This is a genomic window from Streptomyces sp. CLV115, assembly GCF_038448545.1.
In the GTDB taxonomy this organism is placed as follows: Bacteria; Actinomycetota; Actinomycetes; order Streptomycetales; family Streptomycetaceae; genus Streptomyces; species Streptomyces sanglieri.
Genome location: NZ_JBCEWQ010000195.1, coordinates 1 through 15,020 on the forward strand (window position 1 = coordinate 1; position 15,020 = coordinate 15,020).

5 protein-coding genes are annotated in these 15,020 nt (G+C 70.7%); all 5 read right to left on the reverse strand.

Annotated features, from left to right (window positions below):
* Positions 1-6,312 (reverse strand): type I polyketide synthase (locus AADR41_RS37470; RefSeq protein ID WP_342286563.1); only part of this gene is annotated, 6,312 nt, incomplete at its 3' end.
* A gap of 11 nt (positions 6,313-6,323) precedes the next feature.
* Positions 6,324-9,539: a type I polyketide synthase gene (locus tag AADR41_RS37475; protein ID WP_342286565.1), complete on the reverse strand. Its 3,216-nt coding sequence runs from the start codon at positions 9,537-9,539 to the stop codon at positions 6,324-6,326.
* On the reverse strand, positions 9,536-12,679 hold the full coding sequence (locus AADR41_RS37480; protein WP_342286567.1) for a non-ribosomal peptide synthetase: 3,144 nt from the start codon (positions 12,677-12,679) through the stop codon (positions 9,536-9,538). Before AADR41_RS37480 ends, AADR41_RS37475 begins: the two co-directional genes overlap by 4 nt.
* Positions 12,680-12,747: 68 nt before the next feature.
* A complete protein-coding gene (locus AADR41_RS37485; protein ID WP_259934757.1) occupies positions 12,748-13,575 on the reverse strand; it encodes a hypothetical protein in 828 nt (275 codons plus the stop codon).
* 79 nt (positions 13,576-13,654) lie between these two features.
* Positions 13,655-15,020 (reverse strand): SDR family NAD(P)-dependent oxidoreductase (locus tag AADR41_RS37490; RefSeq protein ID WP_342286569.1); only part of this gene is annotated, 1,366 nt, incomplete at its 5' end.

Below are 15,020 nucleotides of genomic sequence, written 5' to 3' on the forward strand. Positions count from 1 at the left end.
CCAGACCGCCTCCACACCCTGGAACACCGGCCCGTACTCATAACCCGCCACCGCCAACGCCCCGTACAACCCCGACGAATCAACCCGCACCGCACCCACCGGAGGCCACACCCCCACACCATCCGGGGTCGTAGTAGGCGTGGCGGTGCCGATTTCACCGGAGGCGTGGCAGGTCCACGAGGAGCCTTCGGTGTCGGGCCGGGAGTGGATGTCCACGGTGCGACGGCCGGCCTCACCCGGCTCACCGACCTCGACCCGCAGCTGGACGGCGGTGCCTTCGGCCAGGACGAGGGGTGCCTGAATGGTGAGCTCTTCGAGGGTGTCGCAGCCGGTCTCGTCGGCCGCGTGGAGGGCGAGGTCGACGAAGGCGGTGCCCGGCAGCAGGACCGTGCCCGCGACCGCGTGATCGGCCAGCCATGGATGCGTCCGCAAGGACAACCGCCCCGACAGCACCACACCATCAGCACCCGCCAACTCCACCACCGCACCCAGCAACGAATGCCCGGCCGCGACCAGACCCGCCGCCGAAACATCACCACCCACCGGACCTGCCGACTCCAGCCAGTACCGACTGCGCTGGAAGGCATACGTCGGCAGAGCCGCGAGGCGCCCCGCCTCGGGCAGTACCTGTCCCCAGTCGACGTCCAGTCCGTGCGTCCACGCCTGGCCGAGGGAGATCAGGAAGCGTTCCATGCCGCCCTCGTCACGGCGCAGGGACGGAATCGCGGTGACGGCGGGTGAGGCGTCGGCCGCCTCGAACGTCTCCTGGAGCCCGATCGTCAGGACCGGGTGGGCGCTGCATTCCACGAACGCGGTGAACCCGTCCGCGAGCAGGGACCGGATCGCGTTCTCGAACTCCACCGTGCCGCGCAGATTGCGGTACCAGTACCCGCCGTCCAGCCCCGCACCGTCCACGACCTCGCCGGTCACCGTCGAGTACAGCGGAACAACCGGAGTACGAGGCGTGACCGGGGCCAGGATGCGGGCGAGTTCCTCCTCGATCGCCTCCACATGCGGGGAGTGCGAGGCATAGTCCACCGGCACCCGCCGGCACCGCACCCCCTCCACCTCCAGAACCCCCACCAACTCATCCAGAGCACCGGAGGAGCCCGAGACCACCGTCGAGGACGGCCCATTGACCGCGGCCACCGCCACCTCACCCGACCACCGCCCCAGATACTCACGCACCCGATCCGCACCCAGCGCGACCGACACCATCCCGCCCCGACCCGCCAGCACCACAATCGCCCGGCTCCGCAACGCCACCACCAAAGCCCCGTCCTCCAACGACAGAGCCCCGGCCACCACCGCCGCCGCGATCTCACCCTGCGAATGCCCCACCACCGCGTCCGGAACGACCCCGAACGACTGCCACAGCCCCGCAAGCGACACCATCACCGCCCACAAGGCCGGCTGCACCACATCCACCCGCTCCAGAAGCCCGGCACCCTCCTCCGTGAGCAGCACCTCCAGCAGATCCCACTCCACGAACGGCTCCAGCGCCCGCGCACACTCCTCCAACCGCGCCCGGAACACCGGAGAATCCGCATACAGACCCGCAGCCATACCAATCCACTGCGAACCCTGCCCCGGGAAGACAAAGACCGTCCGCCCCGAGGCCGTGGCTCCTTCCACGAGGGCATCGGATTCGGCGAGGTCCTGCACGGCCCGCAGGAGTTCGTCGCGGTCGGTGCCCACGACGACCGCCCGGTGATCGAAAGCGGTACGGGCGTGCACCAGCGCGGAACCGACCGTGGCCGGGTCCAGCTCCGGCCGGTCGGTGACGAAACCGGCCAGGCGGGCGGCCTGCTCACGCAACGCCGCACCACTCCGGGCCGACAACACCCACGGCACCGGGCCCTCCACGGGGGCAGCCCCGCCTCCGTCCCCGTCAACTGGTGCCTGCTCCAGAATCAGATGCGCGTTCGTGCCGGAAATACCGAACGAGGAAACCGCGGCCCGGCGCGGACGCTCCAGCTCCGGCCAGGAACGCTCCTGCGTCAACAAGGAAACCGCACCCGACTCCCAGTCCACATGACCGGTCGGCTCCTGCACATGCAACGTACGCGGCAACGTCCCCCTGCGCAGGGCCATCACCATCTTGATGACGCCGCCGACACCGGCAGCGGCCATGCTGTGGCCGATGTTCGACTTCAACGAGCCCAGCCACAACGGCTGTTCGGCCGTGTGCTCCTGCCCGTACGTCGCCAGCAACGCCTGCGCCTCGATCGGATCACCCAGCTTGGTCCCGGTACCGTGCGCCTCCACCACGTCCACGTCCGCACCCGTCAGACCCGCGTTCGCCAGCGCCTGACGGATCACCCGCTGCTGCGACGGACCATTCGGAGCCGTCAGCCCATTCGACGCACCGTCCTGATTGACCGCACTCCCCCGCAGCACCGCCAGAACCGGATGACCGTTGCGCCGCGCATCCGACAACCGCTCCAGCACCACCACCCCCGCACCCTCGCCCCACGCGGTACCGTCCGCGTCCGACGAGAACGCCTTGCACCGCCCGTCCTCCGACAACCCCTGCTGACGCGAGAACTCCACGAACATCCCCGGCGACGCCATCACCGTCGCCCCACCCGCCAACGCCAGCCCGCACTCACCACTGCGCAACGCCTGCGCCGCCAGATGCAACGCCACCAACGACGCCGAACACGCCGTGTCCACCGTCACCGCCGGCCCCTCAAGACCCAACGAATACGCAATCCGACCCGACGCCACACTCGCCGTCGTCCCCGTTAGGAGATAGCCTCCGGCGTCCTTCGCGGGTTCGTGGAGGCGGGGCCCGTACTCCTGCGTCATCGCCCCGACGAACACACCCGTGCTGCTGCCCTTGAGGGTCTGGGGAACGATGCCTGCGGTTTCGAGGGATTCCCAGGCTGTTTCCAGCAGCAGTCGCTGCTGCGGCTCCATGGCCTGGGCTTCGCGCGGGCTGATGCCGAAGAACTCGGCATCGAAGGTGTCGGCGTCGTACACGAACCCGCCGTGCCGGGTGTACGTCGTGTCGGGGGTGCCGCGTTCAGGGGCGTAGAGAGCTTCGAGATTCCAGCCCCTGCCGTCGGGCAGCGGGCCGATGGCGTCGGTGCCGGAGGCGACCAACTGCCAGAGGTCCTCGGGCGAGGCCACGCCTCCCGGGTAGCGGCAGGCCATGCCCACGATGGCGAGGGGCTCGTCGTAGGCGGCGGTAGCGGCCGTGGGAAGGTCCGTCACGCCGGCGGTCCCGAGCAACGATGTCACGATGTGACCGGCCAGCACCTCGGGGGTGGGGTGGTCGTAGACGAGGGAGGAGGGCAGGGCTATGCCCAGGTCGGCGGCCAGCCGGCTGCGCAGCTCGACCGACGTCAGCGAGTTGTAGCCCAACTCCTTGAACGGGAGCGCTCGATCGACCTCGTTCTCGGTCTCGTACCCCAGGATCTCAGCGGTGTGCCAGCGGATCAGATCGGCGATCAGCGTGATGCACTGCGCGTCGGTCAGCCCACGCAGCCGTCCGGTCCAGCTTTCGCCGTCCTCCTCCTCGAGCTCGGCATCGGCATCGGCATCGGCATCGGCCGGAATGTCGGCTACGGCACCGGAGGCCGGGCCGGTGAGTTCGGGGGTGTCGATCCAGTACCGCTTGCGCTGAAAGGGATAGGTGGGCAGAGCGATGCGCCGACCGGATCCGAGGAGCGGGGTCCAGTCGGTCTCGGTCCCGGAGGCGAACACCGCCGCCAGCGCACGCGGCACCGTCCGGACCTCGCCCTTGTCCCGCTGCAACACACACGCCGCCACCACGGAACCCTGACCATCCAGAGCATCACGCACCAGAGAAGTCAGAACCGGGTCCGGGCCCAGCTCCAGGAAAGTGGAGATGCCATGGGAGTGGAGAGACTCGACGCCGTCGTGGAAACGGACCGCTGCCCGGATGTGCCGCGCCCAATAAGCGGCCACCGTCAGCTCACCCGGCTCAGCCATGGCACCGGTGATATTAGAAACCACCGCCAGGGACGGCTCACGGAAGACGACCCCGGCCAGGGCCTCCTCGAACGCCGCAGCAGCCGAGTCCATGTGGGAGGAGTGGAAGGCGTGCGAAACCGTCAGACGCTTCGTACGCGTGCCCAGCTCACGGAAATAATCCACGATCTCGGTCACGGCATCCGCATCACCCGAGATCACGACGGCAGCGGGTCCATTGACCGCAGCCACCGACACCCGCCCCTCGTACGAGGCAAGATGCTCAGCGACCTCGCTCTCGGGTGCCGCGATCGCGGCCATCGCACCACCGGGACGGGCCGCCTGCATCAGCCGCCCCCGCGCCGCGACCAGGACACACGCGTCCTCCAGGGAGAACACCCCGGCCGCCCAGGCCGCCGTGATCTCACCGACCGAGTGCCCCATCACCGCGTCCGGACGCACTCCCAGCCACGACACCAACGCGAACAGAGCCGACTCCACCGCGAACAGACCGGCCTGCGTGAACACCGTCTCATCCAGCAAACCCGCAGCCCCGTCGCCGGTTCCGGCGAACACCACATCCCGCAACGACCCCACCGAGCCGTTGTTCAGCTCCTGGCCCAGCTCACGGTCCAGGAAGGCACATGCCTCGTCGAACGCCGCCGCGAAAACGGGGAACGCCTCGTACAGCTCACGGCCCATCCCCGCACGCTGGCTTCCCTGACCCGAGAACAGCAGCGCCACACCACCGGCATCCGCCGCCTGCCCCCGCACCACGTCACCGGCAGAGCCGCCCTCGGCCAGGGCCCGCAGACCCGCCAGCAGCTCTTCCCGGCTCTCCCCGAGCACCACCGCACGGTGCTCGAACACCGACCGCGCCGTCGCCAGGGAGAACCCCACATCAGCCGGCTCCACCTCCGGCCGGCCCTCCACGAACCCGGCCAGGTTCCCCGCCTGCTCACGCAACGCCCCGGCCGACCTGGCCGACAACACCCACGGCACAACGCCCGGAACCACCGCCGGCACCGGTGAACCGCCATCGTTGTCCTCGACCGGTTCGGGTCCGGCCGTCAGCACGAGATGACAGTTCGTACCGCCCATCCCGAACGACGACACCCCCACCACCGGCACACGACCGCTGCCCTCGTTCGGCCAGTCCTCCGGCTCCGTCTGCACCCGCAGATTCAACGACTCCAGATCGATCCCCGGATTCGGAACCCGGAAATGCAAACTCGCCGGCAACCGCCGATACCGCACCGCCAAAGCCGCCTTGACCAGCCCCACAACCCCCGCGGCACCCTCCAGATGCCCCACATTCGTCTTCGCCGAACCCACCCTCAACGCACCGGAACGACCCTCCGCACACCCCAGCACACGACCCAGCGCAACCGCCTCCACCGGATCACCCACCCGAGTGCCCGTCCCGTGCAACTCCACATAATCCACATCAGCCGGGGCAATCCCCGCATCCGCATACGCCAGCCGCAGCGCCTCCTCCTGACCCTCCGCACTCGGCGCGGTCAGACCCTCACCACCCCCGTCATTCGTGACCGCACCACCCGCGATCACACAGACCACGTCATCCCCGTCAGCAACCGCATCCGCCAACCGCTTCAGAACGACAAGACCGCCACCCTCACCCCGCACATAACCATTCGCCCGCTCATCGAACACATACGCCCGACCATCCGGCGACAACCCACCGAACTTCGACACCGCCACCGACGACTCCGGCGCCAGAATCAGATTCACCCCACCCGCAAGCGCCCAGCCCACCTCACCCCGAACCAGCGCCTGACACGCCTGATGCACCGCCACCAGGGCCGACGACTGGCCCGAGTCCACCACCAGCGAGGGGCCTGTCAGCCCGAGCAGGTACGACACCCGGTTGGCGATCACGCTCCGGGCCAGGCCCGTAGAGGTGAACGCTCCGATGGCCTCCACTCCGGCGCGCCGCGACAACGTCGCGTAGTCGTCGGCCATCGCTCCCATGTACACACCGGCCCGGCTGCCCCGCAGTCGGCCGGGTACCGCCCCGGCGTTCTCCAGCGCCTCCCATGCCAGTTCGAGCACCAGTCGTTGCTGCGGGTCCATCGCCGCCGCCTCACGCGGCGAGATCCCGAAGAATCGCGCGTCGAACCCGTCCACCCGGTCCAGGAATCCGCCCCGGCGTGCCACCGCGCGTCCCGGGGCCGTCGGGTCGTCGGACCAGAACGTCTCCGCGTCCCATCGGTCGGCCGGCACCTCGCCGACCGCGTCACCGCCCGCGACCAGGAGGTCCCAGAACGAGTCGGGGCCGTTCACTCCCCCGGGCAGGCGGCACGACATACCGACCACGGCGATGGCGTTGTCCCCGTACGACTGGTTCGACATGAAAGACAGCCTCATTCCGTGTTCATGAGCGAGTGCACGTGGCTCGCTATCGCTTCGAAGGTCGGGTGGTCGTAGGCGACCGTGGCGGGCAGGTCGACCCCGGTCGCGGCCATCACCCTGTTGCGCAGGTCGACCGCCATGAGGGAGGTGAATCCCTGTTCGAGCAGCTGGGCCCGGGGGTCGATGTCGTCCGCCGTGTCGAGTCCCATGACTTCGGCGGCGGCTTCCAGCACGGCGGCGAGGATCAGCGGGTACCGGTCCTCGGGGGCTGCCGCGGCCAGGCGCGCCGCCGCGGTTTCCGCAAGCTCTTCGTCCTCGTCGCGCGGTTCCGTCGCGGCGGTCGGCGTGCGGGTGGGCCGCGGCGTGGCCGGGACCACCTCGTCGAGCCAGTAGCGGCGGCGCTGGAACGGGTAGGTGGGCAGTTCCGCCGGGTGCACCGTCATGCCGTCGCACTGTGCGGACCAGTCGACGGTGCCGCCCCGCACATGGATTCTGGCCATGGCGGTCAGGAACGCGGTGGGTTCGTCCTGGTCGCGTCGGGCCAGGGCGATCGCCTCGCCCTTCGTCCCGGTGAGGCATTCGGTGACCATCGGGGTCAGGACGCTGTCGGGGCCCGCCTCGATGAAGGTTCCGACGCCGAGTTCCGCGAGTCGGTGGACGCCTGCGGCGAAGCGGACCGGCTCGCGTACGTGGCGTACCCAGTACTCGGGGGTGAGCAGGTCGTCGGTGGCCGTCTCGCCGGTGAGGTGGGACATGATCCGCAGGTGCGGCCGGTGGTAGGTCAGTTCCTTGGCGACCGTGTGGAACGTGTCGAGCATGCCGTCCATGTGCGGTGAGTGGAAGGCGTGGCTGACCTTCAGCTGCTTCGTGCGCCGACCGCGTTCGTGCCAGAATTCGCCGATCTCCCGGACGGCGTCGGGGTCGCCCGAGATCACCACCGATGCGGGGCCGTTCTCCGCGGCCAGGGCGATCTCGTGTTCCCGGCCTGCCAGTTGCGGTTCGACCTCGGCCGCGGCGGCCTGCACCGCCAGCATCGCCCCGCCTTCGGGCAGGGCCTGCATCAGCCGTCCTCTGGCTGCGACGAGGCGTGCCGCGTCCTCCAGTGTCCAGACGCCGGCGACGTGTGCGGCGACGAGTTCGCCGATCGAGTGGCCCGCGACGAAATCCGGTGTGATGCCGAACCGTTCGAGGAGCCGGTACTGGGCGACCTCGACGGCGAAGATTCCGGCCTGGGTGCAGGCGGTGCGGTCGAGCGGGCCCCGCCCGGATGCCCCGGCGGTGTCCGGGGAGTCGGCGAACAGCACGTCGCGCAGGGGTGCTTCGAGGTGCGGGTCCAGTGCCGCGCAGGCTTCGTCGAGCGCTTCGGCGAAGACGGGGAAGCGGCGGTGGAGGTCGAGGCCCATGCGGGGGCGCTGCGATCCCTGGCCGGAGAACAGCACCGCGTAGGGGGCCTTGGCCAGGGGGTCGGGGGCGCCGCGCACGAGGTGTGGTGCGCCGGAGCCGCGCGCCAGCCGGTCCAGGGAGTGGAGCAGTTCGTCCCGGTCGGCACCGATGAGGACGGCCCGGTGCTCGAAGGGGGTGCGGCCGGTGGCCAGGCCGTGGGCCACGTCGACGGGTGTGGATCCGTGGTGGCGTCCGATATGGGTGCCGAGCCGGTTTCCCTGTTCGCGCAGTGCTTTGGGCGTACGGGCGTGAACGGGCCACGCGACGGTGGGCTTCGCGGCGGTGGCCGTGCCGTCCGCGCGTTCCGCGTCCGGGGCGTCCTTCAGGACTTTCGGCGCGTTCGGGACTTCCGGGGCTGCTGCGGGGGTCTCCCGCGCCGGCCGGTCCGGGGCTTCTTCGACGATGACGTGGGCGTTGGTGCCGCTGATGCCGAACGAGGAGATGCCCGCGCGGCGGGGGCGCTGGGTGCGCGGCCAGTCGGCGGGTTCCCGCAGCAGTTGTACGGTGCCTTCGGTCCAGTCGATGTGCGGGGTCGGGTTCTCGGCGTGCAGGGTCCTGGGGAGAACGCCGTTGCGCAGTGCCATCACCGTCTTGATGACTCCGCCGACGCCTGCGGCGGCCTGGCTGTGCCCGATGTTGGACTTCAGGGAGCCCAGCAGCAGCGGCTTTCCGGCGGCGCGGCCGGTTCCGTACACCGCCTGGATGGCCTGGCCCTCGATGGGGTCACCGAGGGTGGTGCCGGTGCCGTGGGCTTCTACCGCGTCGATGTCCGGGGCGGTGAGGCGGGCGTCGGCCAGCGCGTCGCGGATGACCCGTTCCTGGGACGGTCCGTTGGGGGCGGTCAGGCCGTTGCTGGCGCCGTCCTGGTTGACGGCGCTGCCGCGGATGACGGCGAGTACGGGCCGGTTGGCGCGCAGCGCGTCACTGAGGCGTTCCAGGTAGAGGACGCCGACTCCCTCCGCCCAGCCCGTACCGTCGGCGTCGCCGGAGAACGACCGGCAGCGCCCGTCGGGGCTGAGGCCGCGCTGCCGGGCGAATTCGGTGAAGACGGTGGGGGTGGCCAGGACGGTGACGCCACCGGCCAGTGCGGCGGTGCACTCGCCACGGCGCAGCGCCTGGCAGGCGAGGTGCAGGGACACCAGCGACGACGAGCAGGCGGTGTCGACCGTGAGCGCCGGGCCCTGGAGTCCGAAGCAGTACGAGATCCGGCCGGATGCAACACTGGCGGCGCTGCCGCTGCCGATGTAGCCCTCGAAGCCGTCGGGCACGGGTCGCAGGCGGGAGCCGTAGTCGTTGTACATGACGCCGACGAAGACGCCGGTGCGGCTGCCGTGCAGGGTCCGTGGGTCGATGCCGGCGCGTTCGACGGCTTCCCAGCTGTGTTCGAGCAGGAGTCGCTGCTGCGGGTCGATGGTGAGGGCCTCCTTGGGGGTGATGCCGAACAGTCCGGCGTCGAAGGAGGCGGCCTCGGGCAGGAATCCGCCCTTGCGGGTGTAGCAGGTGCCCGGGGTGTCGGGGTCGGGGTCGTACAGTGCGTCGAGGTCCCAGCCGCGGTCGGTGGGGAAGTCCCCGATCGCGTCGGTGCCGGCTGCGACGAGGTCCCAGAGGTCCTCGGGCGAGCGGACTCCTCCGGGGTAGGAGCAGCCCATGCCGACGATGGCGATCGGTTCGTGCGGCGCGTCCTCAAGTTCCTGGATGCGTCGTCGTGCCTCGCGCAGATCGATGGTCATCCGCTTGAGGTAGTCGAGAAGCCTGGCCTCTTCTCCGGCGGTTTCGCTCGTCACGGGGTCTGTTCCTCTCCTCGCGCCCTGCGGATGCGGGCGGCGAGCCGGGCAGGTGTCGGGTCGGCGTACAGATCGGCCATGGCCAGGGGGTGGCCGGCGGTTTCCTCGACGCGTTGGACGAGCTGGGCCCCGAGGAGCGAGTGGCCCCCGTGGGCGAAGAAGTTGGTGTCGCCGTCGATGTCGCTCCGGTCGAGCAGTTCCTGCCACAGGGCGACCAGTCCGGCGACCAGGGTGTCGCCCGCGTAGGCGGTGGTGCCGGTGGTGGCCGAGCGGGCGGCGCGGTGCTGCTGCGCCAGTCGCTTGAGTTCGAGGTAGTCGGTCTTGTGGCTGACGGTGGCGGGGAAGGAGTCGACGACGATGAACTCCTGCGGCACGGACGCGCCCGGCAGCGTGGCCCGTGCGTGTGCCCAGAGCCGGTCGGCGAGGCCGTCGGCCGGTGCGCCGGACTGTACGAAGGCGACCAGAAGCGGTCCGCCGCCCGCTTCGTCGTCGACGACGACGGCGACGCCCTGCACCTCGGCGTGTTCGAGCAGGACGGCCTCGACCTCACCCAGTTCTATGCGGTTGCCGCGCAGCTTCACCTGGCGGTCGATGCGGCCCTGCAGTTCCACGGTGCCGTCCGGCCGCCAGCAGGCCAGGTCGCCGGTGCGGTAGAAGGGGCCCAGTTTCAGGTGGCTGCCGAAGCGGTCCATGGTGAGTTCGGGCCTGTTGTGGTAGCCGAGGGCGACGCCGCTGCCCGCGATGCAGAGTTCGCCGCGTACGCCCACGGGCCGTTCCCGGCCGTCGGTGTCGGTGATGAAGAGCTGGGTGTTGTCCATGGGCGTGCCGATGTCGACGGTGGTGGCCCCGGGCGGGATGGTTCCGCAGCTGGAGTAGATCGATGTCTCGGTGGGGCCGTACATGTTGGTGAGGTGGCAGCCGGCGGCGGTGATCTGCCGGGCGAGGGCGGGTGGCATGGGTTCGCCGCCGGTGATGCCGCGCAGTCCGTCGAGCCGGTGGCCCGCCTTGTCGACGATGAGGTTCCAGGTGGTGGGGGTGGCCTGGATGATGCCGACCCGGTGGCGTTCGAGTACGTCGAGGAGGACCTGTCCGTCCCTGCGTGCCGCGTCCGGTGCCACCGCGACGCAACCGCCGGAGATGAGCGGCACGAACAGTTCCAGGCCGGAGATGTCGAAGGTGAAGGTGGTCAGCCACAGCATCACGTCGCCGGCGGTGGCGCCGATCTCGCGCCGGAAGTGGGTGATGGCGTTGGCCAGCCCGCGGTGGGTGATGATCGTGCCCTTGGGCTTGCCCGTCGATCCCGAGGTGTAGATCAGGTAGGCCGTGTCGCCGGGGTCGGCGGTCGCGGCGAGTTCGTCGGCCGCGGGGTCGTCGCCGGTGTCGCTGACGGCCGCCATGGGGCGTACCCGGACCCCGTCCTGGGGTGTGTGGTCGAAGTCCGGGGCGGCGAGGACGATCCCGGCGCCCGAGTCCTCCAGGAGGTAGGCGGTGCGCTGGGCGGGATGGTCCGGGTCGAGGGGCAGGTAGGCGGCGCCGGCCAGCCAGGTGCCGAGTACGGCGGCGGCCAGTTCGGGGCTGCGCCGGCCGCCCAGGGCCACGATGTCGCCGGGGCGGGCGCCCGTCTCGCGCAGCCGATCGCGGTTGGCGAGGGCGGTCCGCCACAGCTGGGCGTAGGTGACCGAGCGTTCGCCGTCCTCGAAGGCGACGGCGTGCGGGCTGTGCGCGGCGGTGCCGGCTATCGCCTCGACGAGGGTGGGGGGCGTGACCTCGGCTCCGGTGTCGTTGGCGGCGTCGATGACCGCGTGGTCGCGGGGGCTGAGGGCGGACAGTTCGCCCATCGGCCGGTCGGGGTTCCGGCCGAGGTCGACGAGGAGGGCGTCGTACCGTTCCAGCAGGAATTCGGTGTCGGAGCGGCTGAGGACCGCGGTGTAGAAGACTCCGCGGATCGTGATCTCCTCGGGCGAGGCGAGGAAGAAGAACTCCAGGTCGAATTTGCTGTACCCGTTCTCGATGAGGAGTCGGGTGGCGGTGGTGCCGTCGATGTCGAAGGTCGGCGGGCCGGCGTTGGGCACGTAGTTGAACAGGTGCCGGAAGAGGGTGTTGCGCCAGGTGCTGCCGGTGTGGCGGATCTCGGGGAGGAGGACGTCCACGGGTACGTCGGCGTGGGTGATCGCCCCGAAGAACGCCTCGCGGGCCTGGGCCGCCAGGTCCCGGAAGCCGGTGTCGAGGTTCACCCGGGCCCGCAGCGGCAGGGTGTTGACGTGGTACCCGATGGCGTCGGCGGCGTCCGCGGGGCGGATGTTGGCGGGTGAGCCGACGACGAGGTCGGGGCCGGCGCCGTGCCGGGCGAGCAGCAGGTAGTAGGCGGCGAGCAGGATGACCGCTTCGGGGGCGCGCAGTTCCTGCTGGAGCCGGCGGACCGCGTCCCGGGCGGCGTCGGACAGGGTGTGCAGGACGGAGTCGCCGATGAGTGTCGGGTCGGGCCGGTCGTCCGTGCCGCAGTCCAGGCCGAGGGCGGAGGGGTCGAAGTCCCGCAGGTGGTCGCGCCAGTAGGTGAGGCTCTCCTGCGAGTAGGGCGAGGAGTTGAGCGCGGGCTGCGGCTCGCGGAGCTCCTCGGGAATGTCGAGGCCCGCGGCGACCGCCTCGTAGATGCCGGTCAGTTCCTTGAGGAGGATTCCGGCCGACACCGTGTCGAAGACGATGTGGTGGATCACCAGGCAGAACACGTCGCCGTCGGGGCCCTGGAAGTGACCGGCCCGTACCAGGGGCCGGCCGTCGAAGGCGAAGGGCATGGCGACGAGTTCGGCCACCGCGGCCAGGGCGTCGTCCTTGGTCATCGGCCGGGTGTCCACGGGGACGGCGAACCGGTCGGCAGGAACGGTCTGCCTGACCAGTGCGCCATCGGTTCCGTGGAAGACCGTGCGCAGTGTTTCGTGCCTGGTGAGCAGCGCGTCGAGGGTTTTCTGGAGTTCCCACTCCCCCAGCGGCTCGTCGGTGGAGAACACGACGGACAGGTTGTTCACGGCGCCGGACGGGACGAGCTTCTCCAGCAGCCACAGCGCCTGTTCCTTGCGGGAGGCCGCGGTCAGGACCGCGGGGGCCGGACCGTTCGCTTGAGTGTGCGTCGCGGTGATGGTCATTCCGGTTTCCTTCTGTGGCCTGGGGAGGGGTGGGCTCGTGTCCGTCGCATGCGGTCCGGCGGGCCCGCTCAGCCGGCGAGGAGGCCCGAGACGGTCCGGGCGATGTCGGGCGTCGAGAGGATCTCCACGTGCGGCACGTCGAAGTGGATCTCCTCGGCCACGAGGTCGGCGTCGTGGCCGGGGTTGAGGGCCCGGAAGCCGTTGAGGCCGCTGGTCGGTGTGTTGGAGGTGATGGCCGTGCACTTCTTCCAGGCAGCCGTGGGGTCGATCTGCTCGGCGGTCGACAGGTAGGCGAGGAAGCCGCCCGCGGTTTCGGTCATCTCGGCGCGGCGGCGCTCGTCCAGGCCGAGCTTCTCGCAGGCCGTGCGGGCGAGGGTGTGGTAGAGGAGCAGCAGCCTGCGGGCCAGGTCGGTGAGGCTGGTGCACTCCTCGGTGGCACGCTGCGCGGCGTCCTGGACGGGGCCCACCTCGGCCGCGCCGAGGACCGCCTCCATCTGTCCGACCGCCTTGTGGAACTGCCAGTACATGGGTGCGGCGGCGGCCCGCTCCGGGTCGAAGAGGATGGTCTGCGGGAAGTTTCCCTGCGTCTTCTCGATCTCGACGGCCATGGCGGCGGCGTACGTAGCCCCGGCGCAGAACGCGAGGATCGCCCTGACCCGCTTGCCGCTTGCCCTGATCTCGTCGACCCACTGCTTTATGTAGGCGTCGGCAGGCGTGTCGGGGCTGGAGGCGACGGCCTGCGGCAGCGTCTCCAGCACGGTGTGTCCGGGGTCCATGAGCGGCACGAAGTCACTGAAGCGGGCCTCGCCCCGGCCGGTGGCGTCGAAGTCGACGGCCAGGACGACCTCGTCGCCGTCGCCCTTGCTGAGCTCTTTCCAAGTGGTGAACGTGTTCATGGTCTTCCGTTCTGTCGGGATGTCCGGTCCTGCCGGTCGTGGTGCGTGGGATCGTGCGGGCGGAGCCGGTCGGGCGGGGTCAGCTGGACAGCCCGCCGAACTCCTTGTCGATCAGGTCGAAGAGGTCGGTGGCGGTGGCGGATTCGATGCGGGAGGTGTCGTCCTCGGCGTCCCGTGCCGTCTCCGGTGCCGGTGCCGCACACGCGGCGAGCAGGTTCTCGATCCGCCCCGCGACGGTGCGGCGCAGTTCTTCGTCGTCGGCCAGGGACGCGAGCGCGGATTCCAGCCGGTCCAGTTCGGCGAGTACGGGTGGCTGCGCGGCGGCCGGTTCGAGCCTGCGGAGCAGGTACCCGACGAGTACGGCCGGTGTGGGGTGGTCGAAGGCGAGCGTCACCGGCAGGGCGAGGCCGGTGGCCGCGCAGAGCCGGTTGCGCAGTTCACCGGCGGTGAGGGAGTCGAAGCCCGCCGACTTGAACGCGAGGTCGTCCTCGACGCGGGAGGTGTCCGGGTGTCCGAGCACGGCGGCGACCGTGGTGCGGACCAGGTCCCGTACGAGGTTCTCCTGCGCGGGCCGGTCGAGTCCCTTCAGCAGGTCGGCCGGATTGTTCGGGCCGGGGGCGGCGGCACGCCGTGCGGTCGTGCGCACCAGGCCGCGCAGCCGGGGGGCGAGGGTGCCCTCGTCGGCGCGGGCGCGCAGGGCCGTGGCGTCGAATCGTGCCGCGACCAGCAGGGGCCTGCTCGTCGCGAGGGCGGCATCGAGGAGTGCGAGGCCGTCGGCGGCTGCCAGGGGCAGCAGGCCGCCGTGGCCGGCGCGGGCCAGGGCCGCTTCATCCAGGCGGGTGGCCAGGCCGGTGCCGCCCGCTTCACCGGTCTCGCCCCACAGGCCCCAGGCGATGGAGGTGGCCGGGAGCCCCTGCGCGTGCCGGTGCTGGGCGAGTGCGTCGAGGAAGGTGTTGGCCGCCGCGTAGTTGGCCTGTCCCGCGTTGCCCGCCTGTCCGGCGAGGGAGGAGAACAGGACGAACGCGTCCAGGTCCAGGTGCTCGGTCAGTTCGTGCAGGTGGTGGGCGCCGTCGGCCTTGGGCCGCCACACCTTGTCGAAACGGTCCCGGTCAAGGGACTGTACGACGCCGTCGTCGAGGGTGCCCGCGGTGTGGACGACTGCGGTGAGGGGATGGTCGGCGGGGATGGCGTCCAGGAGGCGGGCGAGGGCCTCCCGGTCCGCCGTGTCGCAGGCGACGAGGGTGACATGGGCGCCCGCTCCGGTGAGTTCCGCGACGAGTTCGGCGGCGCCCGGGGCGTCGGGTCCGCGGCGTCCGGTCAGCAGCAGATGGCGTACGCCGTGCTCGGCGACCAGGTGCCGGGCCACGAGGCCGCCCAGCGCTCCGGTGCCCCCGGTCACGAGGACCGTTCCCTCGGCGGGGTTCCCGGGCGCCCGGGGGGCGTGG

Bases quoted from the DNA above. Each gene is read 5' to 3' on its own strand.
- AADR41_RS37480 (WP_342286567.1), bottom strand. From the start codon at position 12,679: ATGACCATCACCGCGACGCACACTCAAGCGAACGGTCCGGCCCCCGCG.
- AADR41_RS37485 (WP_259934757.1), bottom strand. From the start codon at position 13,575: ATGAACACGTTCACCACTTGGAAAGAGCTCAGCAAGGGCGACGGCGAC.